We start from the raw sequence: 21,289 nt of genomic DNA, 5'->3' as shown, positions 1-21,289 counted from the left end.
GCCCGGGGACAACCTAGAGTCCCCGGCATGCTGCCCATGGTCGAGACCGATGAGCAGTGGGACGCCGTCATCCCCGACGAGATGGTGATGCACGCCGGCGCCGAGGACCTGTGTGCCCGCCTCGGCCTCGCCGGAGCCCCCCTGGTGCGCTATGCGGAGGGATCGGTGCCCGTCTACCGGGTCGGGGACGCACATGTGCTCAAGCTCTTCCCCGCAGTCGCCGGGCAGGACGGAATCATCGAGGCCCGGGTCCTGGAACACGTCGACGGGCAGCTGCCGATCCCGACACCGCAGGTGCATGCGTCGGGTACATACGAGAACGGCTGGCGGTACGTCCTGATGTCGCGGCTCCCCGGCGAGGGTCTGGCGGTGGCCTGGGAAAGGGTGCCGCAGCGCGACCGAGACCGGATCGTCGACGAGGCCGGTGAGGCCCTGGCCGCCCTGCACGCCCTGGATCCCGAGCCGCTCACCGATGTGCTGGGCCCTGGGGACTGGGGTGCCTTCGTCGCCCAGCAGCGCGCGGGGGCCGTTGCGCAGCAGCGGAAGCGGAACCTGCCGGAGCCCTGGCTGGAGCAGATCCCCGGCTTCCTCGACTCGACCGCCCTGTCCCTCGCGCCTCGACCGGCCCTGCTGCACACCGAGTTCATGCGCGAGCATCTGCTGGTCGCCCGCGACGGCTGGCGGCTGACCGGGCTGTTCGACTTCGAGCCCGCCATGATCGGCGAACGTGGCTATGACTTCGTCGCCGTGGGGCTCTTCGTCAGCCGCGGGGATCCACGGCTGCTGGGCCGGCTGGTCAAGGCCTACGGCCACAGCTTCGATCCGCGCGAGCTGATGGCGTACACGCTGCTGCACGTCTACAGCCATCTGCCCTGGTACATGCGGGAGTTGACGGTGCCCGCCGACGAGCGGCTCGAGTCCCTCGCTCAGGCCTGGTTCGGCACCGCCTGAGAACCCGTCCTCAACCCGCGGTGAAGAGGAAGGAGGCTGCTCATCTATCGACCGATTGATGAGCAAGATCGATAAGCGGGAGTCCGCGGCCGGATCGTCGCCGGATCACGCCCATAAAGCGGGTCAGAAAGTCGGCGTGCTCAAGAACTCGAACCCCACCGTTTTCTGTACGATCCGGCGGGTGCAGCCACCCCAGGGCACTGGGACGTCGAGGATCTGCTTGAGGGCCACCACTCCGAAGTCACAGCTGAGCCGCCAGTTGCGGTTCATCAGCCCAGCAGCGAGACAGGACACCTCGTGGACATCGCCAAGCCCGAACGCGGCGGCGATCTCCGCCGGCTCGTTCGGGGAGAGACTCGCCGATGCGAGCTTGCCTGTGTCACCCATCACCGCCGCACTTCATCGACCGCGTGGGGGCTGCGCTCTCCCTTTCATGGCGGTTTCGTCAGGGCTCTCAGGAAGCGAGGCGGGCGGGGAAGCCGCCGGTGGCGATCGGGCCCCAGCGCCGGGGCGTCACCCGGATCAGCGACTTGCCCTGCTCGACCATGGCCGCGCGGTAGTCGTCCCAGTCCGGATGCTCGCCCGAGACGGCGCGGAAGTACTCGACCAGCGGCTCCACCGCCTCCGGCACGTCCAGCACCTCGGCCGCACCGTCGATCTGCACCCACGGCCCGTTCCATTCGTCGGACAGCACCAGCACGCTCACCTCGGCCTCCCGGCGCGCGTTGTGGGTCTTGGCGCGCTCCGGGTAGGTCGCGACCACGATCCGGCCCGCGGAGTCGACCCCGCAGGTCAGCGGCGACGCCTGGGGAGTGCCGTCCGTGCGGCGGGTGAGCAGGATGGCCCGGTGCCGGGGCCGTACGAACTCCAGCAGTTCGTCGAGTCCGACCCGGGTGTTGGTAGCGATCGAGGGAGCCATGCCGTCGAACCTACGCCATCCGGGCGTTCGCGGGAGTGCTCGGCGCCCCGCGGATCCGACGACCGGACCCGGCCGGCCGAGCGGACCCGTTCGGCGGAGCCGGGTTCAGGTGTCGCAGGACCACACCGCGCCGCACAGCCGGCACCGGGCGCGCACCCGGCCGCGCACCGGAACCCGCAGCCGGACCCGGCAGGTGGGGCAGGGGAAGGACACCCGCGGCCCCTGTCCGTCGTCCGGCTCGAAGGCGTACCCCGCGGAGCCGCCGCGCGCCGCACCGTGCCGGCGGTCCCGCACGTAGCGGCGCCGCTCCACCCAGGGTGCCGCTGCCAGTGGTGGCGTCTCCTCGTCCCGGTCCGCGACGCGGCGGCCTCGTACGTACGCCTCGTACGCCTGCGGGCTGGTGAACTTGACCGCCGGGTCCTCGCCGCAGACCTGGGCGCGCTTGGCCAGTACGTAGCCGAACTCCTCGGGTGTGAGGTAGCCGAGCTTCTGCGAGGTGAGGGCGTCCTGCCGGAACGCGTCCAGCAACAGCCAGCCGGATCCCAGATAGGCGGCGGCCGTGTCGGTGAGGATCTCGTTGGCCCGGGTGCCCTCGAAAGCCAGCCCCAGGCGGTGCAGCCACACATGTGTCACCTCGTGCGCGAGGGCGGCCCCGATGTCGTGGCGGTGCTGCTTGAACCGGGCGTTCAGCTCGACGAAGTACTCGGGCCCGGCCTCCAGTTCGACGTTCGCCGCGTGGGTCATCCCCTCCCGGAAGCTGACGATCACCCGGGCTTCCGGCAGCCGCAGGTGCGCCACCATCACCCCCGCGATGCGCTGCGTGCCCAGATACAGGTCGTCGGCGTCCGCGAAGGCCACGTCGCCGGGCGCGACGTCGGAGGCGAAGCCGTGTACCCCGTCCGCCGAGAGCCTCCGGTAGAGCGCGGTGATCGCCTCGCGCACCGTCGCCAGATGCGGAAAGCCCCGTTCCACGGGGTCGGTCGCCGGTCCGCCCATGGTCATACCCCCAGAAACCCCAGCACCCCAGCACACGGTCCACCGTCACCATAGCGCCGCACCGGGCACCGGACGGGGCAGCGACGGGCCCGGCGAGCGGGCCACACAGCCGGGTTTGCGGCCCGGGACGTCGGTAATAAGAGATCCCACGTGCTTGGGAGAACAGGCACATCCGCGGGAGGTGGTCGCGCAGACCACCTCGGGTGTGCCATCCGAGCTGCTTCCCGCGGTCGCCGGACAGCCACACCACGACTCGGAGGAGCGAGTACCCATGTGCGCAGCACCTCACCGCCATGTCCACGAACGTGTGCCGTACGCGCACCCGCACCCCGGGACGGGCGCGCTGCGCGAACAGCCGGTCGAACTGCGCGACCGGGTGCGGGCCGCGGTCCGGGAGCTGACCGGCGCCCCGGGCGCCGCCGCCACCGTCGAGCTGATCGCCCGGCACACCGGACTGACCGGGGAGGAAGTGCGGGCCGGGCTGCAGGACCTGCGCGGCCGCTGCGCCGTGGGACGGCACCGGGCAGCCGGGCACCACACCGGTTCGCGCCCCCACGCGACCGGACGGGTGTCCGCTTTCTGAGAGACTCCCGCTGCGGGGCGTCCACGGCCCGGCTCCCGCACGCCTCGCGGACCGCGCCGGGGCGGGACGCGGCCGGTCGGAGGTCCGAAGTGCGGGTGGGGGTTCTCGACGTCGGTTCCAACACCGTGCGGCTGGAGATCGCCGACGCCGGCGGCGCAGTCCCGCTCCCCGTGCACACCGTCAAGTACCGGCTGCGGCTGGCCGACGACGTGGACAGCACCGGCCGGCTGCCCGAACCCGCCGTGCGGCGGCTGGCGGAGGCAGCCGCCGCCGCCCGGCAGGAGGCCGACGACTGGGGCGTCACCCGGCTGACCGCCTTCGCCACGGCCATCGTGCGGGAAGCCCCCGACCGCGCCCGCATCCTCGCGGCCGTACGCGAACGCTCCGGGCTGGAACTGCGCCTGATGTCCGGCCGCCGGGAGGCGGAGCTGACCTTCCTCGCCGCGCGGCGCTGGATGGGATGGCGGGCCGGGCCCATGGTGCTCCTCGACATCGGCGGCGGCTCGGCCGAGGTGGCCTTCGGCCGCGCCGGAGTGCCCGACCTGGCCTTCTCGTTCCCCCTCGGCGCCGGCCGGCTCACCCGCGAGTACCTCGGCAGCACCGATCCGCCCCCGCCCGAACAGCTCCGGACGATCCGGCGGCTGGTGCGCCACCAGTTGCGCGACGTCGCCGCGCGCATCCGCTGGGAGCGGCCGCACACCGCCGTGGCCACCTCGCGCACCCTGCACCAGCTGGCCCGACTGTGCGGGGCACCACCCGGACGCGAAGGCCCCTTCACCCCCCGCTACCTGCACCGCGGCCGGCTCCGCGACGAACTGCGCAGGCTGGCGCGGCTGCCGGCGGCCGAACGCGCCGCACTGCCCGGCATCTCACCGTCCCGCGCGGGACAGGCCCTGGCCGGAGCCGTCGTCGCGCACACCACCATGGCGCTGCTGGAGGTGCCGACGCTGGAGCTGTGCCCCTGGGCACTGCGCGAGGGCGTCCTGATCCACCAGCTCGAACGCGACGCGCTCCGCGACGACCCGACCGACGCCGGCCACCCGCCCCTGTCGGACCCGTCCGCCGCGCCGGGAAGTCCAACACCCCCGCACGCTTGTCCATAGGCAGCCGCCCCGCCGCCCACCGAGGCTGGGACGCCGAACCGGGGTACGGCGGCCGAACGGAGGCGGAACCATGGCGAACGGCGAGGCGCGCGGGGGCCGGACCGGGCAGGTCACCCGCAGGTCGGTGATGGCGGTGGGCGTAGCCGCGGCAGCCGCGCTGGGAAGCGGCGCCGTACCCGCACCCCTCGGCCACTCGGCGGCGGCCGCCGCGCGGCACACCCGCACCCTGCACACCCCCCTCCTCGACGTCACCGTGGACACGGCCTTCCCGCGCATCGTCGACTACACCGACCGCGAGACGGGCCGGACCCTGCACGCCCAGCGGGACCCGGTCCGCACCCTCCTGGTCGACGGCGAGGAACACCGGCCCCGGGTCACCAGCGAGCCGGGCACCCACCGCATCGGCTACACCCTCACCCTGCGGACCGGAACCGAACTGGCCGTCGAGATCGAAGCCGAGGGCGCCCGGGTGCACTGGCGGGTCACCGGCATCCGGGAGAGCGCCACCGGCCGCGTCGGCACGCTCCGCTTCCCCGGCCTGGCCTTCCTCACCGTCCGCTCCGACCAGCCCGAGCCGGTGCTCTACGCCGCCCGGGTGGAACTGGACCGGGACGGCAGCGGGGACACCCTCGTCGAACTCACCGACAGCACCGCGGCCGACCCGCAACCGGTCGGCTGCGCCTACGCCGTCGTCGCCACCGGGGAGCTGGCCGGCGCGATCGAGACCAACACCAGTTACGACGAACCGACCCGCACCGAGGGCGCCGACTGGGACAACGGCCGGCTGTGGCGGCAGTGCGTGTCCGCTCCCGGCGGCGCCGTCGAGGCCCGGCTGACCTGCGGCGAGTGGACCCACCGGGCCGTCGGCGCCGGAGCGGACCGGACCGAGCCGCTGCCGTACGCGACGGTCGTGATCACCGGGGACCGCAACGAGGACGGGACCGCCGACTGGCAGGACGGCGCCATCGCCCTGCGCGACATCATGGTCGATCCGGACGGTGCCGACGAGCAGTACCTGCGAGTGGTGCCGCACATCCCCTTCAACTTCGCCAGCCAGGCCACCAACCCCTTCCTCGCCACCCTCGACCAGGTCAAACGCATCCACCTGGCGACCGACGGGCTGCGCCAGTTCACGCTGCTCAAGGGCTACCAGTCCGAGGGCCACGACTCCGCGCACCCCGACTACGCGGGCAACCACAACAAGCGCGCGGGCGGCCTCGCCGACCTCAACACGCTGCTGCGCCGCGGCAAACGGTGGAACTCCGACTTCGCTGTGCACGTCAACGCCACCGAGTCCTACCCCGTCGCGCACGCCTTCTCCGAGACACTCGTCGACGTGACCGACGAGCAGTGGGACTGGCTCGACCAGTCCTACCGCATCGACCAGCGCCGCGATCTGCTCTCCGGCGACATCGCCGCCCGCTTCCGCGCCCTGCGCGAAGAGACCGACGACGGGCTGAACTGCCTCTACCTCGACGTCTTCCGCGAATCCGGCTGGACCTCCGACGCCCTCCAGCGCGTCCTGCGCACACAGGGCTGGACGGTGACCACGGAGTGGGGCCACGGGCTGGAGCGGTCGGCGGTCTGGTCGCACTGGGCGACCGAGACCGACTACGGTCCCGACACCTCGCGCGGCGTCAACTCCCGTCTCATCCGCTTCATCCGCAACCATCAGAAGGACGTCTTCGCCGACAAGTGGCCCACCCTCCTGGGAGCAGCCCGGATGGGCAACTACGAAGGCTGGCGCGGCAAGACCGACTGGCACGCCTTCCAGGAACTCATCTGGACCCACAGCCTGCCCGCCAAATACCTCCAGGCCCGGCCCATCCGCACCTGGACCGAGCACGAGATCACCTTCGAGGGCCCCGAGCGCACCACCGTCACCGACACCGGCGGCCGCCGCCGCATCACCACCGACGGCAGGCGGGTCTACGACGACGGCAGCTACCTGCTCCCCTGGGAACCCCGCAAGGCCACCGACCCCGAGAAGCTCTACCACTTCCACCCGCACGGGGGACGGACCACCTGGCGACTGCCCGCGGGCTGGGCGGACAGCCCCGCCGTGTACCTCCACCCGCTCACGGCGCAGGGCCGCGGCCGGCCCCGCCGGGTGCCCGTCGCACACGGCGAGGCCACCCTGACCGCGGAGGCCGGGCAGCCCTATGTCCTCTACCGCACCCCCGCACCCGCCCCGCCCGACCCCCACTGGGGAGAGGGCACCCCACTCACCGACCCGGGCTTCCATGCGGGAGACCTCGCCGCCTGGACCGTCGAGGGGGCCGCGCGCGTGGCGGAAGACGAGCGCGGCGGCACCGAACTGCTCCTCGCCCCGGGCGGCCCCGCCTCCGTCAGCCAGCGCGCCGCCCGCCTGGCGCCGGGCAGCCACGCGGCCTCCGTACAGGTGCAGGTCGGCACGGAGCCGGGCCACCGGCGCCGGGCCGCGCTGACCGTCCGCACCGCCGACGGCGTCACGGCCGAGAACTGGACCCACACCTCCACGGCGGAGAACTTCGTCGCCGCCGACGCCAAGCACGGCACCCGGTTCCAGCGGATGACCACCTGGTTCACCGTGCCCGAAGGCGGCGGGCCGGTCACCCTCGCCCTCACGGCGGGGAAGGGCGAGGTACCGGTCCGCTTCGACCAGGTGCGCGTGGTGCGGGCACCCCGCACCCCGCGGCACGGCTCCCTGGTCCACGAGGACTTCGCCCATGTGCCACAGGGCTGGGGGCCGTTCGTCAAGGGCGACGCGGGCGGCTCCACGGACCCGCGCACCCACCTCGCCCAACGGCACGCGCCCTACACCCGGCGCGGCTGGAACGGCAAGACCGTCGACGACGTGATCGACGCACCCGAGTCCCTCAAGTCACGCGGCGAGAACACCGGGCTGGTCTACCGCACCCTCCCGCACACGGTCCGCTTCGAGGCAGGGAAGACCTACCGGGTCTCCTTCCGCTACGAGAACGAACAGGCCGGCCAGTACGCCTGGGTCACCGGCGTCGACGCACCGGCCACCCGCGAACTGCGGCGCACACCCCTGCCGGTCGCCACCGAACCCGCCACCCACAGCTACCGGTTCACCGCCCCCGACGAGGGAGAGGCGTGGGTGGGACTGCGCAAGGTGGGCGACGACGGCAAGGCCGAGTTCGTCCTGGACACCTTCACCGTCACCGAGATCACCGGCTGACGGCACCCGGACGACCGGCTGACCGGGGCGGTGTGCTGCGGCGGCCGGCAACCGGGGCCCACCGGGCGACGGGCACCGGTGACCGGCGCGGGGCGACCACCGTACGCTGCTCCCCTGGACGAGTGAGGGGAGCACGTGCGGTGGCCGAGCACCGGTACCAGTCGTGGATGCGGTACTTCACCCCCGGCCCGGTCCACCACCGGCTCGGCCTGGTCTGCCTCGGCGTCGGGATGCAGCACGGCGCACTGCCTCCGGTCGGCCCGCGCACCCTCGACCACCACGTCGCCGTCGTCATCAGCCGCGGCCGCGGCTGGTACACCGACCCCGGCGACCCGGAGGGCCCCCGGCGCGCGGTGGTCGCCCCGGCGCTGCTGTGGCTCACCCCCGGGGTGCGGCACCACTTCGGCGCCGGGCCCGGCCGCGGCTGGGACGAGAGCTTCGTCGACTTCACCGGCTCCGCCGTGACCGCCTACACCGAACTGGGCTGCATCGAACCCGACCGCCCGCTCGTCCCGCTCACCGACGCCGAACCGGCCCGCGCCGCCATCGCCCGCGTCGCCCGGGCCGCACGCCCCGGCAACCCGCTGCTGGAGGTGGAGGCCGCGGCGGCGGTCCACGAACTCCTCGTGGCGCTGCGCCGGGCCCGCGCCGACACCACCTCCGGCGGCGCGCCCGTGCTGGAGGCCCTGGCCCGCGACGCCTTCCTCCCGCTCTCCGTCGCCGACCACGCCGCCCGGCACGGCATGACCCCCGCGACGCTGCGCGCCGCCGTCCGCCGCAGCGCCGGGTGCAGCCCCAAGGACTATCTGCTGGGCATCCGCCTCGGCCGCGCCAAGGAACTGCTGGCCGCGACGGATCTGCCGGTCGCCACCGTCGCCCGGCGCGTGGGCTACGACGACCCGGCCTACTTCTCCCGGCTGTTCACCCGCCGGGTGGGCACGCCCCCGGTCCGCTTCCGCGCGATCCAGTCCCGCACGGTTCCCGGCGGATACGCCAGCCGCGTCCCCGACCCCGACCGTCCGCCGATGCTCTCCCGCGGCGGGGGCGCGGCCCCGCCCCGCCGGCCGCCCGCGGCGCGGGCCACCGCGCCGGACCATCGCGCCGGACACCGCTGAGGCCCGTGCCGGCGCGCGGTGCCGACCGCCGGGCCGCGCGTGCCCGGCACCGCGTCCCGGCACCGCGGCCGGATCCGCCGCCGCGGGCGGGTGCCGCGGACGGATAGGGTCGGGCGATGACCAGCAGCAGCGATCCCGGGCCCGACGAGGCCGTGCGCGCGGAACTGACCGCGCTCCGCGACAGCATCGACAACATCGATGCCGCCGTGGTGCACATGCTCGCCGAGCGGTTCAAGTGCACCCAGCGGGTCGGCCGGCTCAAGGCCGACCACCGACTGCCTCCCGCCGACCCGGCCCGCGAGGCACGGCAGATCGCCCGCCTGCGGGAACTCGCCCAGGACGCGAAGCTGGATCCGGCCTTCGCCGAGAAGCTGCTGAACTTCATCATCGCCGAGGTCATCCGCCACCACGAGCAGCTCGCGGGCGGCGCGGAGCAGCGAGCCGACTGACCGCTCGGCGGGCGGGCGGACCCGGGCGCCACGGCCCGGCTGGTGTGCCGCGCCCGGCGCCCGCAGGGGACCGGTCCCGCCCGCGCACAGCCGGGTCCGGGCCCGCGGGCGCCGGGCTCAGGAGTCCTCCTCGCCCAGCCGGTGCACGCGCACCAGGTTGGTCGAGCCGGGCACGCCGGGCGGCGAACCGGCGGTGATGACCACCAGGTCGCCCTGTTCGCAGTGGCCCAGCTTCAGCAGCAGTTCGTCGACCTGGTCCACCATCTCGTCGGTGCTCGACACCATCGGACCGAGGAACGCCTCGACGCCCCAGGTGAGGTTGAGCTGCGCGCGGGTGGCCGGGTCCGGGGTGAAGGCCAGCACGGGGATGGGGGAGCGGTAGCGCGACAGCCGCCGCACCGTGTCCCCCGACTGCGTGAAGGCCACCAGGTACTTGGCACCGAGGAAGTCGCCCATCTCGGCGGCGGCCCGGGCCACCGCGCCGCCCTGTGTCCGGGGCTTGCCGCGCTCGGTCAGCGGCGGCAGCCCCTTGGCGAGGATGTCCTCCTCGGCCGCCTCGACGATCCGGCCCATCGTGCGCACCGTCTCGATCGGATACTTGCCCACGCTCGTCTCGCCCGACAGCATCACCGCGTCGGTGCCGTCCAGCACCGCGTTCGCGACGTCCGAGGCCTCCGCCCGGGTGGGGCGGGACGCGTCGATCATCGAGTCCAGCATCTGGGTCGCCACGATCACCGGCTTGGCGTTCCTGCGGCACAGCTTGACGGCCCGCTTCTGCACCAGCGGCACCTGCTCCAGCGGCATCTCCACACCCAGGTCGCCGCGGGCGACCATGATCCCGTCGAAGGCGTCGACGATGGCCTCCAGGTTCGCCACCGCCTGCGGCTTCTCCAGCTTGGCGAGGACGGGCAGCCGGCGGCCCTCCTCCGCCATGACGCGGTGCACCTCCTTGATGTCGTGCCCGCTGCGGACGAAGGACAGCGCGATCAGGTCGGCGCCCGTGCGCAGCGCCCAGCGGAGGTCCTCGATGTCCTTCTGGGAGAGCGCGGGCACCGAGACGGCGACCCCGGGCAGGTTGAGGCCCTTGTGGTCGGAGACCATGCCGCCCTCGACGACCGTCGTGTGCACCACGGGCCCCTCGACCCGGGCCACCTCCAGAGTGACCCGGCCGTCGTCCACCAGGATGCGCTCGCCCGCCGTGACATCGGCTGCCAGGCCCGGATAGGTGGTGCCGCACATCGCGCGGTCACCCTCCATGTCCTCGACCGTGATGGCGAACTCATCGCCCTGTTCAAGGAATACAGGGCCTTCCTGAAAGCGGCCCAGCCGAATCTTCGGGCCTTGAAGGTCCGCGAGCACCCCCACGTTCCGCTTCGTCTCCTCCGAGGCGGCGCGCACCCGGTGGTAGCGCTCCTCGTGCTCGGCGTGCGTGCCGTGGCTCATGTTGAACCGGGCGACGTCCATTCCCGCCTCCACGAGCGTCTTGATCTGCTCGTACGAGTCGGTGGACGGGCCCAGGGTGCTGACGATCTTTGCTCGGCGCATAGCCCGAGCCTAAGACTTACCGGCGCGTAAAGAACCGCCGCCGGAGAATTGTCCAACCGCCCTTTACCGAATAGCCATTGAATCCCGAGGACAACTAATAAAGTGGGCGCGCATTTGCTCTGATGAGCGATTCTGCGGGCTGTTCCGTCCCACCAGTCGAGACGGAACACCCCGGCGGACCTCGTGTGATCCTCGCGGCTCAGCCCAATCGCGGCGGACTCATCACAAACCGCGCATTCACCTGCGCCGACACCGTCTGCACCTGCGGCTCCAGATCCAGCTCGGGCGGCGGACCCGCGGGCGCCCCGGCGAACCCCCGCATCCCGCCCGGCGCCGCCGGAAGCCGCGGCGGACCACTGCCCTCGGCGCCCAGATCGGCCAGCTCCACCAGCGCCACCAGATGCGCGCCCAGCGCCTCCGCGTACTCCCGCGCCCGGGTCACCGCCTCCCGCACCGCCTGCTGCCGCGCCGAACGGTGCGCGGGCGAGTTCCGCCACAACCCCCACCACGGCCCCTCGACCTGCGTCAACTCCAGGTCGGCGAGCCGCGTCGTCAACTCGCCCAGCACCGTGAAGTCCGTGACGGTGGCCTGCAGCCGCACCCGCCCGTGGTAGGCGTGCACCCGCTCCCGCCGACTGCCGTCCACCATCTCGGGCTGAACACTGAACGCTCCCGTCGACAGCTTCTCCACCGCGTCGCCGTAGCTCTTGACCAACTCCAGCGCGTGAGCGTTCCGCCGGGTCAGATCCTCCAGCGCTCCGCGCCGGTCCCGGCCCCGCGCGGAGACCACCACGCCGATCCGCGCGTACTCCGGGTCGAACTCCAGGCTCGCCTCCCCGCGCACCGCCACCCGCGGCGCTTCGGGGGTGCCGAACGGGGCCGCCCCCGAGCCCCCCGGCAGCGGTCCGAAGCCCGCACCCGCCTCCGGGCCCTCGCCCGGCGTGCCGGAGTCCGCACCGTGTGGCGGCGGGGGCGGAGGAGGCGGCGGAGGTGGCGGAGTTCCCGGTATCTGCGTCATACGGACACTGTGGCAGACCGCCCCGCCGCCCCCACGCCGCCGTCCGCCGCCACGGGCCCCTCCCGCAGCCCGAACGTGGTGAAGGCCGTACGGCGCGGCAGCGGATAACTCTCCCGGCCCGTCACCGCGTTCAGGATCACCGCACTGCGATGCGCCGCCAGCCCCAGATCCGGCGCCCCCACCCCGTGCGTGTGCCGCTCCGCGTTCTGCACGAACACCGAACCGCGCACCACCGGGTCCAGCGCCAGCCGGTACTCCCCGTCCACCAGCGGACGGCCCGACCCGTCCCGGCGCACGTACCCCGCCAGCGCCGCCAGCAGCCCCTCCGCCGGACGCTCGGTGTAGCCCGTCGCCAGCACCACCGCGTCCGTCGCCAGGACACCCCGCGCCTCCTGCTCGGCATGCTCCAGATGCAGCTCCAGCCGCGTCCCTCCGCACCGCCCCACCGTCCGCACCCGCACCCCGGGCGTCAGCACCACATCCGGCCACCCGCCGCCCCCGCCCCGGTCACCGGCGTGCCGGTCCAGATCCAGCGTCCGGCGGTACAGCTCGTCGTGCACGGCCGCCAGCGTCCCGGCGTCCACCGCCTTGTGCAACTGCCCCTGCCGGGGCAGCAGCCCGTCCCGGACCGGCTCGGACAGCCCGTGAAAATAGCGGGTGTAGTCCGGGGTGAAGTGCTCCAGCCCCAGCTTGCTGTACTCCATCGGTGCGAACGCCGGGCTGCGCGTCAGCCAGTGCAGCCGCTCCCGGCCCGCCGGCCGGCTGCGCAGCAGATCCAGGAACACCTCCGCACCCGACTGGCCCGACCCGATCACCGTCACATGCCCGGCCGCCGACAGCTCGGCGCGCCGGTCCAGATACTCCGAGGAGTGGTACACCGGCACCGCCGGGTCCTGGGCCGACGGCCGCAGCGCCCGCGGCACGTGCGGCGCCGTGCCGATCCCCAGTACCACGTTGCGCGCATAGGACCTGCCCAGCGCCGGGGCCTCGCCCGGCGCGTGCAGCCGGGTGAAGTCGATCTCGAACAGACCCCGCTCGGCACTCCAGCGCACCGCGTCCACCCGGTGCCCGAAGCACAGCCCCGGCACCCGCTCGCTCACCCAGCGGCAGTACGCGTCGTACTCAGCCCGCTCGATATGGAACCGCTCCGCGAAGTAGAACGGGAACAGCCGCTCCCGCTCCCGCAGGAACCGCAGGAACGACCACGGGCTGGCCGGATCCGCCAGCGTCACCAGATCCGCCAGGAACGGCACCTGCAGGGTCGCCCCCTCGATCAGCAGCCCCGGATGCCAGCGGAACTCCGGCCGCTGCTCGAAGAACCCGCACCGCAGCCCGGCCACCCCGTCGCCCAGCGCCGCCAGCGAGAGGTTGAACGGACCGATCCCGACACCCGCGAGATCCAGCGGCTCCACCGCCTCTGCGTCCCCGCCGCCGTTCCGGCCCCCGGCCCTCCGCGCCCGCGCCACGTCCCTCACGCCTCCACTCCCTCGCCGGTCTCCTCCATCCCGACAGGGAAGCCCCCGCCCACCGGTCCCGCGGGCTCCGCATCCGCCGCCTCCGCCACCAGCTTCAGCAGCGCCGCCAGGTCGCTGCCCCGCACCGCCGGATTGAGCACCGTCACCTTCCACCACAACCGCCCCTCCACAGCGGCCCGGCCCAGCACCACCCGCCCCTGCTCCAGCAACTGCCGCCGCACCCGTGCCACCAGCGCGTCGTCCCCGCCCACCGGACGGAAAACCACCGTCGAGACAGTCGGAGGCGCATACAGCTCGAACCGCTCGTCCCGCGCCACCATGTCGGCCAGCTCCCGCGCCGCCGCACACGTACGCTCCACCAGCCGGGCCATCCCCACCCGCCCCAGCGCCCGCAGCGTCACCGCCACCTTCAGCACATCCGGACGCCGAGTGGTCCGCAGCGACCGCCCCAGCAGATCCGGCAGCCCCGCCTCCGTGTCGTCGTCGGCGTTCAGATAATCGGCCCGATGGTCCAGTACCCGCAGCGCCGCCCGCTCCGGCACCGCCAGAAACCCCGCCGCCACCGGCTGCCACCCCAGCTTGTGCAGATCGAACGTCACACTGTCCGCTTCCCCCAGCCCGGCCAGCCGCTGCCGCAGCGCCGCACTGAACAGCAGCGGGCCCCCGTACGCCGCGTCCACATGCAGCCAGGCACCCTGCCGCCGCACCACCTCGGCCACCCGCGGCAGCGGATCGACCGCACCGGTGTCCGTCGTCCCCGCCGTGGCCACCACCAGCGCCCGCGCCCCCGCATCCACCCGCGCCAGGCCGCCCAACGCCGCCTCCAGAGCAGCCGGATCCAGCACACCGCGCGGCGCCGGCACCACCAGCGGCGGCTCCAGCCCCAGCAGCCACGCCGAACGGTGCACACTGTGATGCGCGTTCGCACCGCACACCACCCGGGCCCGGCCTCCCGCGGCCGCCTGCCGCTCCCGCGCCAGCAGCAGCCCGAGCTGGTTCGCCTCCGTACCGCCGGTCGTCACCAAGGCGTCCGGACCCGCCAGCGGGTACCCGGCCTCCGGAGCCGCGACGGGACCCGCCTGCCGGCCCGCGCCCGGGAAGACCAGCCGCGCCAGCGCCCGGCACACCAGCGCCTCCACCTCCGAAGCGGCCGGCGCCTGGTCCCACGAGTCCAGCGACGGGTTCAGCGCACTCACCGCCAGATCCGCGGCCGCCGCCACCGCCAGCGGCGGACAGTGCAGATGCGCCGCACACAGCGGCTCCGCCGGATCGGCAGCACCCCGCGCCACCGCACCGACCAGCACCTCCAGCGCCTCCCGCGCACCGACGCCCTGCTCCGGCAGCACCGCACCGACCGCAGCGCGCAGCCGCGCCGCGACCGCCTCGGGACCCCCCTCCGGCAGCGGCCCGCCCCGCTCCACCGCACCACGCGACAGCGCCCCCAGCACCGCGCCGAGCAGTGGACGCAGCGCAGCCGGACCGGCCGCACCACCCGCCAGCGCACCCTCCCGCGCCCCGGACTCCGGCTCCGGGCCCTGCGCCCGCGCCTGCCCCGGCTCCCCGCCCGGCTCCGGACCGGACCGGCCACCCGGAACGGGAACGGCATCCTGCAGGCCATCGACGGTGAACGCGGACACGGCGGCTCCTTCGAACACGGCGGACCGACACGACGGCGGCCACGGGTGGTTAGGGCGACCTAACTTAGGCGCCGTACGCCCCACTGCCCGACGATCCCCGCGCTACTTCGCCCGAACGAAGTAGACCGCCCCAGGCAGCCCAGGCGGATCTGATAAGAGACCCGCGTCTGATAAGAGACCCGCGCACCCGGCCGACGGCGCGGCCGGCCTCACGCCACCGCCGCCCGCACCCCCAACGCCCGCCGCAGATCGTCCAACTGATCCTCCAGCCGACGCCGCAGCGCAGGCACCGGACCACCCGAGGTCAGACACTCCTCACCCCGCGCCAGCGTCCCCTCGTCCACGAACGCCGCAGGAAACGCGTACCGGCCCGCGGCCTCCGCCATCGCCGCACCCCGCCGCTCGGCAAGAGGCACCACCTCCGCGAAATACCGCTCCACATAACCCCGCAGCAGCTCCCGCTGCTCGGGCTGCCAGAAACCCTGCGCCGTCGCCGTGAACACATAGTTCGACAACGCGTCCGCCGGGCCGAACATCGCCTCCCACGCCGCCTCCTTCGCCGCCGCACTCGGCAGCGCCGCCCGGCACCGGGCAGCGGCCTCCACACCCCGCGCACTCGGATCCGCCGCACGCGCCTCCTCGATCTCCTCCACCCCCACCGCACCCAGCACCGACAACCGCAACAGCAGCCGCCACCGCAGCTCCGCGTCCAGCACCGGCCCGCCCCCCGGCACCTCACCCGCACTCCGCCACGCCAGCAGCTCGGCCGGATCGGTCGCACAGTCGATGAAACACCGGGCAGCCGTCAGCCGCACCCCCGAACCCACAGCAGCCGCACCACCCCCGGCGCCCTCCCCGGCACCACCACCGACCCCCAGCAGCTCACCGCACACCTCACCCAGCAGCCCCAGCGCCTCCACCCGCTCCGCACCCACCAGGAACCGCTCCGCCGCCTGCCCCCGCGCGAACGCCAGCACCCCCTGCACCACCGCGTTGTCCACCTCACGCGGCAGATGTGCACGCACCGTACGCACATACTCCAGCGGCTCCAACTCCCCCTCCCGCACCATGTCCCGCGCCGCGTTCCACACCACCGCACGCGACAACTGCCCCGGCACCCCGGACAGCGCCCCCCGCACCGTGCCCCAGGAGACCGGATCCAGCCGCACCTTCGCGTACGTCCAGTCCAGATCGTTGACCAGCACCAGATCCGGCCGCGGCCCCTCCAACGTCACCGTCAGCCGGCCCCCGCCACCCGGCACGTCCCGCTCCAGCCGCTCCCGCAGCACCAGCCGCGACGCGTCCGCCGGAGCCCGGTCGTACAACCCCAACGCCAACCGATGCGGCCGCTCCCCCCGGTGCTCCACATCCACATACCACTGCCGGGCCTCCGACTCGCCCACCCGCGGCACCAGCGTGTCCACACCCGTCGTCCGCAGCCAGCTCTCCGCCCACCCCCGCACATCCCGGTCCGACGCCCGCGCCAGCGAGTCCAGGAAATCCGCCAGCGTCGCGTTCCCGAACCGGTGCCGCGCGAAATGCTCGTTGATCCCCGCCAGGAAACTCTTCTCACCCAGCCACACCACCAGCTGCCGCAGCGCCGAGGCGCCCTTCGCATACGAGATCCCGTCGAAATTGCCCCGCGCCGCCGCCGTATCCGGCACCGCGTCCGGATCCGGCGCCACCGGATGCGTCGAGGGCCGCTCGTCCGCGTCATACCCCCAGCTCTTGCGCGCCACCGCGAAGTCCGTCCAGGTGTCCGTGAAGTGCGTCGCCTCGCTCAGCACCTGGTAGCCCATGTACTCGGCGAACGACTCGTTCAGCCAGATGTCGTCCCACCAGCGCAGCGTCACCAGATCGCCGAACCACATGTGCGCCATCTCGTGCGCCACGACCATCGCACGCGTCTGCCGCTCGGTGTCCGTGACCGCCGACCGGAAGACGAACTCGTCCCGGAACGTCACGAGACCCGGATTCTCCATCGCCCCCGAGTTGAACTCCGGGACGAACGCCTGGTCGTAGGAGTCGAACGGATACGGCTCGTCGAAGATCTCGTGATAGCGGTCGAAGCAGCGCCGCGTCACCTCCAGCAGCTCCGCCGCGTCCGCCTCCAGAAACGGACCCAGCGACCTGCGTACATGCAGTCCGAACGGCAGCCCCGCGTGCTCGGTGCGCACCGAGTGGAACGGCCCCGCCGCCACCGCCATCAGATACGTGCTGAGCGGCGGCGTCGGCGCACACTCCCAGCGGCCGCCGCCCCCCTCCACCCGGGCCGCCACCCCGTTGCCCAGCACCGTCCACTCCCGCGGCGCCGTCACCGACACCGCGAACTCCGCCTTCAGATCGGGCTGGTCGAAGCAGGCGAACACCAGCGGCGCGTCCGCCATGCAGCACTGCGTGTACACATAGGCGCACCCGTCCTCCGGATCGGTGAACCGGTGCATGCCCTCACCCATCCGCGAGTACGGCATCACCGCCTCGACCCGCAGCTCGTGCTCCCCGGCCGCCAGCCCCCGCAGCGGCAGCCGCCCCTCCCGCAGCGCACCCGGGTCCAGCGCCGCACCGTCCAGCTCGGCCCGCAGCAGCTCCCGCGGCCGGACCTCCACGAACGTGTCGGCGCCCGCCTCCAGCACGGTGAACCGCACCACCGTCGTGGACCCGAACACCTCCTCTCCCTGTGTCAGGTCAAGATCCACGGCATACCGCCGCACCCGCACGACCCGAGCCCGTTCCTGCGCTTCCGCACGCGTCAACACGACCATGCGCGCCATAGTGCCCCACCCGGATGCACCGGGCACCGCGTCCTCAGTATTTCGGGCCCACGTGCGCGTCCATCAGCGCCACGGAGGCACGCCGGGCGACGGAGACGTTGTACGGGATCGCGCCCCGACGGAGGAGCTTCCACTCGACCCCGACACGGTCGAGGGCATGGCCGTAGATCCGTAGAATGTCTTCGGACCGATTGGCGAACAGGTATCTCGGATATTCGTACCGCTTCCGCTCCCCGCCCACCGTACGCGTGGTCCAGTTCGTGATGCGGCAACCGTCGGAATGCACCAGCCCGCGGATCAGCCCCCAGGGGTGGGTGTCGACGATGTCCCGCTGCCAGGGCACCAGCTCGACGCGCCGCTCGTGTTTCTTTCCTGGGCCGTGCTGGGGGAACAGGCACCACAGGTGTTGGGAGTACATCTTCACGTTGCAGCATCCGGTCCTTCTGGTCCGGGAGACGGCGTTGTGCGGGAACACTCTCCGCATGGCCTCCTCGCATTCGGCGATGAGGCCTGGCCAGGCGTCTGCACAAGCGATCATCAGGCTGGGGACCCGGTGCCCGGTGCTTTGGATGATGTGGCCGTCGCCGAGGTAAAGCCCGAGCAGGTAGGAGTAAGCGTTCCGGTCGAAGGAGCGGCTCTCGCAACGCGGGCATTCCCGCCTGCGCCCGTCCCCGGAAGGGAAGGGGGCATTTCCGGAACGGCGGAGCCGTTCTTGATGCAGCCAGTAGCCGACCGTGCCGTACGGGACGTGCAGGCACCGGGCCACTTCTCGGTTGGTGGCCCCTCGCCGATGTAGATCGAGTGCCTGTTCCCGTTTCGCATCGCCGTGCGGCCTCATGTGGCCAGCATCACGCGCTCCGGGGAGGATCGGGAGAAAACAGTGCGCCCGTCACTCATAGGAGTGACGGGCGCACTGCTCTGGTGCCGGGTGCGGGACTCGAACCCGCACGTCCTTTCGGACAGATGTGTTTGAGACATCAGCGTCTGCCTGTTCCGCCAACCCGGCCAGGAACCACGGAGAAAGTGTACCGGGTAACCCGACTCCATGGTCACTAGGTAGGCTCGACCCTCCCACCCGTGCGGAAACGAGGAGCCAAGTGAGCGCGGCGGACTTCCCCGAGCCCGAGAGTGCCCAGAGTGCAGAGCCTGTCGAGGAACCGACCCCGGCGGGCGGGAGTGAGCATGTGCCTCCGGCGACGCGGCGGGTCGTGATCGCTGAGGACGAGGCCCTGATCCGGATGGATCTCAAGGAGATGCTGGAGGAGGAGGGCTACATCGTCGTCGGCGAGGCCGGCGACGGCGGGCGGGCCGTGGAGCTGGCCCGTGAGCATCGGCCGGATCTGTGCATCTTCGATGTGAAGATGCCGGTGCTCGACGGCATCTCCGCGGCCGAGAAGGTCGCGGAGGAGGGCATCGCTCCGGTGCTGATGCTCACCGCGTTCTCGCAGCGCGAGCTGGTCGAGCGTGCTCGGGACGCCGGGGCCATGGCCTATCTGGTCAAGCCGTTCAGCAAGACCGACGTGGTGCCGGCCATCGAGATGGCGGTCTCCCGGTTCACCGAGCTGAAGGCGCTGGAGAAGGAGGTCGCGGACCTCTCCCAGCGGCTGGAGACGAGGAAGCTGGTGGACCGGGCCAAGAGCGCGCTGCAGACCCAGTACGGGCTCACGGAGCCGGCTGCCTTCCGCTGGATCCAGAAGACGTCGATGGACCGGCGGCTGTCGATGCAGCAGGTGGCGGAGGCGGTCATCGCCGACGCGGAGGAGCGCCGCAAGCAGCAGTGAGCACTGTGCGGAGGGCGGGTCCGGTCCGGGCCCGCCCTCCGGTGCGGCGGCTCGACCGCCGGGGCGCCGTCAGTCCTCGCCGAGGTACGCCTTGCGCACGGACTCGTCGTGCATCAGTTCCTCGCCGGTGCCCGAGAGGGTGATGGTGCCGGTCTCCATCACATGGCCGTGGTCGGCCAGCGAGAGGGCGGCCTGGGCGTTCTGTTCGACGAGCAGGATCGTCGTCCCCTGGGCCTTGAGCTCGCCGATGGTCGACATGATCTTCTGCATCATGATCGGGGAGAGGCCCATGGAGGGCTCGTCGAGCATGAGCAGTTTGGGGCGGGACATCAGCGCGCGTGCCATGGCGAGCATCTGCTGTTCGCCGCCGGAGAGGGTGCCGGCGGCCTGCCTGCGGCGTTCTCCCAGGATGGGGAAGCGTTCGTAGGCGCTGCCGATGTCGTCGGCGACGCCGGCGGGGTCCTTGCGGAGGAAAGCGCCGAGTCGCAGGTTCTCCTCGATGCTGAGGCGGGGGAAGATGCGGCGTCCTTCGGGCGAGTGGGCCAGCCCCATGGCGACGATCTTGTGGGCGCCGACGCCGTGGAGCGGCTGCCCGTCGAAGCTGATCTTCCCGGTTGCGGGTTTGAGCAGTCCGGAGAGGGTGCGCAGGGTGGTGGTCTTGCCGGCGCCGTTGGTGCCGATGAGGGTGACGACCTCTCCTGCCTCGACGGCGAACGAGATGCCTTTGACGGCTTCGATCTTGCCGTAGGCGACGCGCAGGTCCTCGACTTCGAGCAGGGCCATCAGTCCGTCCGTCCTTCCTGCCGTCGGTCCGCCCGGTCCGGCTCCGCCGCGTCCGGGGCCGCGTCCGCAGGGTGCGTGCCGGCCGGGTCCGTGGCCGTGTCCCGGTGGGCCGCGGCTTCGGCCTCCTCCGCGGCCTGCACTTCGGCCGCTTCGGCCTGGCCGGGTTCGCCCTCGAAGGGGGTGCCGAGGTAGGCGGCGACGACGCGTTCGTCGCGCTGCACGGTCTCGGGGGTGCCTTCGACGAGTTTCTCGCCCCGGACCAGGACGGCGACGCGGTCGCAGAGGTTGAAGATGAACCGCATGTCGTGCTCGATGACCAGGACGGCCGTGCCCTGTTCGCGGATGGCGAGGACGAGTTCGCGGGTGGCGGTGGTCTCGACGGCGGTCATGCCGGCGGTGGGCTCGTCCAGGAGCAGCAGTCCGGGTTCGCTGGCGAGGGCGCGGGCGATCTCCAGTTTGCGCTGTTCGCCGTAGGGGAGGTTGCGTGCGAGGTGTTCGCGTTTGGCCTCCAGTCCGGTGAAGCGCAGCAGGTCCATGGCGCGTTCCTCGGATTCCCGTTCGGCTCTGCGGAAGCGGGGGCCGCGGATGAGGGCGGAGAAGAGGCCCTCGTGGGTGCGGGTGTGCCGGCCGACGAGGACGTTCTCCAGGACGGTCATGTTGGCGAAGAGGCGGATGTTCTGGAAGGTGCGGGCGATGCCTGCCTGGGTGACCAGGTGGGAGCGGTGGGGCAGGACGGTGCCCCGGTAGCGGACGGTGCCTTCGCTGGGGATGTAGAGCCCGGTGAGGCAGTTGAAGAAGGTGGTTTTGCCGGCGCCGTTGGGCCCGATGAGGCCGACGATCTCCCCGGCGTGCACGTCGAGGTCGACGTCCCGTACGGCGGTGAGGCCGCCGAATCGCATGGTGACGCCGGAGGCGTCGAGCACGGCGCCGCCGGTGCCGGGGGGCGGGGCGGCGGGCGTGGTGGTCGTGGTGGTCATCT

18 protein-coding genes and 1 tRNA gene are annotated in these 21,289 nt (G+C 72.6%); 7 read left to right on the top strand and 12 right to left on the bottom strand.

What is annotated here, in order from left to right; all coding sequences use genetic code 11:
- Positions 1–27: 27 nt before the first annotated feature.
- Positions 28–951: an aminoglycoside phosphotransferase family protein gene (locus P2424_RS06080; protein ID WP_276474754.1), complete on the top strand. Its 924-nt coding sequence runs from the start codon at positions 28–30 to the stop codon at positions 949–951.
- A gap of 123 nt (positions 952–1,074) precedes the next feature.
- Here P2424_RS06080 and P2424_RS06075 read toward each other — a convergent pair whose 3' ends face one another.
- The 3 genes from P2424_RS06075 to P2424_RS06065 form a co-directional block, all read right to left on the bottom strand.
- Positions 1,075–1,338 carry a hypothetical protein gene (locus P2424_RS06075; RefSeq protein WP_276474753.1) on the bottom strand — a complete coding sequence of 88 codons (264 nt, stop codon included), beginning with the start codon at positions 1,336–1,338 and terminating at the stop codon, positions 1,075–1,077.
- A gap of 67 nt (positions 1,339–1,405) precedes the next feature.
- A complete protein-coding gene (locus P2424_RS06070) occupies positions 1,406–1,870 on the bottom strand; it encodes a PPOX class F420-dependent oxidoreductase (RefSeq protein ID WP_276474752.1) in 465 nt (154 codons plus the stop codon).
- A 105-nt stretch (positions 1,871–1,975) separates the two neighbouring features.
- Complete coding sequence (locus tag P2424_RS06065; RefSeq protein WP_276478847.1) at positions 1,976–2,866, bottom strand: hypothetical protein; 891 nt, start codon at positions 2,864–2,866, stop codon at positions 1,976–1,978.
- 271 nt (positions 2,867–3,137) lie between these two features.
- On the opposite strand from P2424_RS06065, the gene P2424_RS06060 reads away from it, so the two are divergent.
- The 5 genes from P2424_RS06060 to P2424_RS06040 all read left to right on the top strand — a co-directional run bounded on the left by P2424_RS06060 (position 3,138) and on the right by P2424_RS06040 (position 9,300).
- Positions 3,138–3,449: a hypothetical protein gene (locus tag P2424_RS06060; RefSeq protein WP_276474751.1), complete on the top strand. Its 312-nt coding sequence runs from the start codon at positions 3,138–3,140 to the stop codon at positions 3,447–3,449.
- 89 nt (positions 3,450–3,538) lie between these two features.
- Positions 3,539–4,552 carry a Ppx/GppA family phosphatase gene (locus tag P2424_RS06055; protein WP_276474750.1) on the top strand — a complete coding sequence of 338 codons (1,014 nt, stop codon included), beginning with the start codon at positions 3,539–3,541 and terminating at the stop codon, positions 4,550–4,552.
- A 70-nt stretch (positions 4,553–4,622) separates the two neighbouring features.
- Complete coding sequence (locus P2424_RS06050; protein ID WP_276474749.1) at positions 4,623–7,736, top strand: endo-alpha-N-acetylgalactosaminidase family protein; 3,114 nt, start codon at positions 4,623–4,625, stop codon at positions 7,734–7,736.
- 167 nt (positions 7,737–7,903) lie between these two features.
- Positions 7,904–8,851 (top strand): AraC family transcriptional regulator, encoded by a 948-nt coding sequence (locus P2424_RS06045; RefSeq protein ID WP_276478846.1) that lies wholly within the window; start codon positions 7,904–7,906, stop codon positions 8,849–8,851.
- 116 nt (positions 8,852–8,967) lie between these two features.
- Positions 8,968–9,300 (top strand): chorismate mutase, encoded by a 333-nt coding sequence (locus P2424_RS06040; RefSeq protein WP_276474748.1) that lies wholly within the window; start codon positions 8,968–8,970, stop codon positions 9,298–9,300.
- 117 nt (positions 9,301–9,417) lie between these two features.
- Here P2424_RS06040 and pyk read toward each other — a convergent pair whose 3' ends face one another.
- The 7 genes from pyk to P2424_RS06005 form a co-directional block, all read right to left on the bottom strand.
- Entirely contained in the window at positions 9,418–10,845 is a 1,428-nt protein-coding gene (gene pyk, locus P2424_RS06035) for a pyruvate kinase (RefSeq protein WP_276474747.1), read from the bottom strand.
- A 199-nt stretch (positions 10,846–11,044) separates the two neighbouring features.
- Positions 11,045–11,746: an SIMPL domain-containing protein gene (locus tag P2424_RS06030; protein WP_276478845.1), complete on the bottom strand. Its 702-nt coding sequence runs from the start codon at positions 11,744–11,746 to the stop codon at positions 11,045–11,047.
- 113 nt (positions 11,747–11,859) lie between these two features.
- Positions 11,860–13,329 (bottom strand): SidA/IucD/PvdA family monooxygenase, encoded by a 1,470-nt coding sequence (locus P2424_RS06025; protein ID WP_276478844.1) that lies wholly within the window; start codon positions 13,327–13,329, stop codon positions 11,860–11,862.
- A gap of 5 nt (positions 13,330–13,334) precedes the next feature.
- Positions 13,335–14,837, bottom strand: a complete 1,503-nt coding sequence (locus P2424_RS06020; protein WP_276478843.1) for an aminotransferase class V-fold PLP-dependent enzyme — start codon at positions 14,835–14,837, stop codon at positions 13,335–13,337.
- A gap of 347 nt (positions 14,838–15,184) precedes the next feature.
- Positions 15,185–17,737 (bottom strand): aminopeptidase N, encoded by a 2,553-nt coding sequence (gene pepN / locus P2424_RS06015; RefSeq protein ID WP_276474746.1) that lies wholly within the window; start codon positions 17,735–17,737, stop codon positions 15,185–15,187.
- Between the two features lie 43 nt (positions 17,738–17,780).
- Positions 17,781–18,584, bottom strand: a complete 804-nt coding sequence (locus P2424_RS06010) for a helix-turn-helix domain-containing protein (RefSeq protein ID WP_276474745.1) — start codon at positions 18,582–18,584, stop codon at positions 17,781–17,783.
- Positions 18,585–18,665: 81 nt separating this feature from the next.
- Positions 18,666–18,752: transfer RNA gene (locus P2424_RS06005), tRNA-Leu, on the bottom strand.
- A gap of 91 nt (positions 18,753–18,843) precedes the next feature.
- On the opposite strand from P2424_RS06005, the gene P2424_RS06000 reads away from it, so the two are divergent.
- Positions 18,844–19,527 carry a response regulator gene (locus P2424_RS06000; RefSeq protein WP_276474744.1) on the top strand — a complete coding sequence of 228 codons (684 nt, stop codon included), beginning with the start codon at positions 18,844–18,846 and terminating at the stop codon, positions 19,525–19,527.
- A 69-nt stretch (positions 19,528–19,596) separates the two neighbouring features.
- Here the strand turns inward: P2424_RS06000 and P2424_RS05995 are convergent, their stop codons facing one another.
- Both P2424_RS05995 and P2424_RS05990 read right to left on the bottom strand, forming a co-directional pair.
- The gene (locus P2424_RS05995) at positions 19,597–20,313 is read right to left on the bottom strand and encodes an ABC transporter ATP-binding protein (protein WP_276478842.1); all 717 of its coding nucleotides are present in this window, start codon (positions 20,311–20,313) and stop codon (positions 19,597–19,599) included.
- Complete coding sequence (locus tag P2424_RS05990; RefSeq protein ID WP_276474743.1) at positions 20,310–21,287, bottom strand: ABC transporter ATP-binding protein; 978 nt, start codon at positions 21,285–21,287, stop codon at positions 20,310–20,312. The genes P2424_RS05995 and P2424_RS05990 overlap by 4 nt, the downstream gene beginning before the upstream one ends.
- Between the last annotated feature and the right edge of the window lie 2 nt (positions 21,288–21,289).

The organism is Streptomyces sp. WMMB303, assembly GCF_029351045.1.
Classification (GTDB): Bacteria; Actinomycetota; Actinomycetes; order Streptomycetales; family Streptomycetaceae; genus Streptomyces.
The sequence above is the reverse complement of the archived record's forward strand: the minus strand, read 5'-3'. Positions and strand labels throughout refer to the sequence as shown.

What these genes read in the sequence shown, in the direction of transcription:
- P2424_RS06080 (WP_276474754.1), top strand. Translation starts at nt 28, where the DNA reads ATGCTGCCCATGGTCGAGACCGATGAGCAGTGGGACGCCGTCATCCCC.
- P2424_RS06045 (WP_276478846.1), top strand. Translation starts at nt 7,904, where the DNA reads ATGCGGTACTTCACCCCCGGCCCGGTCCACCACCGGCTCGGCCTGGTC.
- pyk (WP_276474747.1), bottom strand. Translation starts at nt 10,845, where the DNA reads ATGCGCCGAGCAAAGATCGTCAGCACCCTGGGCCCGTCCACCGACTCG.
- P2424_RS06040 (WP_276474748.1), top strand. Translation starts at nt 8,968, where the DNA reads ATGACCAGCAGCAGCGATCCCGGGCCCGACGAGGCCGTGCGCGCGGAA.
- P2424_RS05990 (WP_276474743.1), bottom strand. Translation starts at nt 21,287, where the DNA reads ATGACCACCACGACCACCACGCCCGCCGCCCCGCCCCCCGGCACCGGC.
- P2424_RS06065 (WP_276478847.1), bottom strand. Translation starts at nt 2,866, where the DNA reads ATGGGCGGACCGGCGACCGACCCCGTGGAACGGGGCTTTCCGCATCTG.
- P2424_RS06050 (WP_276474749.1), top strand. Translation starts at nt 4,623, where the DNA reads ATGGCGAACGGCGAGGCGCGCGGGGGCCGGACCGGGCAGGTCACCCGC.
- P2424_RS06075 (WP_276474753.1), bottom strand. Translation starts at nt 1,338, where the DNA reads ATGGGTGACACAGGCAAGCTCGCATCGGCGAGTCTCTCCCCGAACGAG.
- P2424_RS06070 (WP_276474752.1), bottom strand. Translation starts at nt 1,870, where the DNA reads ATGGCTCCCTCGATCGCTACCAACACCCGGGTCGGACTCGACGAACTG.
- P2424_RS06010 (WP_276474745.1), bottom strand. Translation starts at nt 18,584, where the DNA reads ATGAGGCCGCACGGCGATGCGAAACGGGAACAGGCACTCGATCTACAT.
- P2424_RS06060 (WP_276474751.1), top strand. Translation starts at nt 3,138, where the DNA reads ATGTGCGCAGCACCTCACCGCCATGTCCACGAACGTGTGCCGTACGCG.
- pepN (WP_276474746.1), bottom strand. Translation starts at nt 17,737, where the DNA reads ATGGTCGTGTTGACGCGTGCGGAAGCGCAGGAACGGGCTCGGGTCGTG.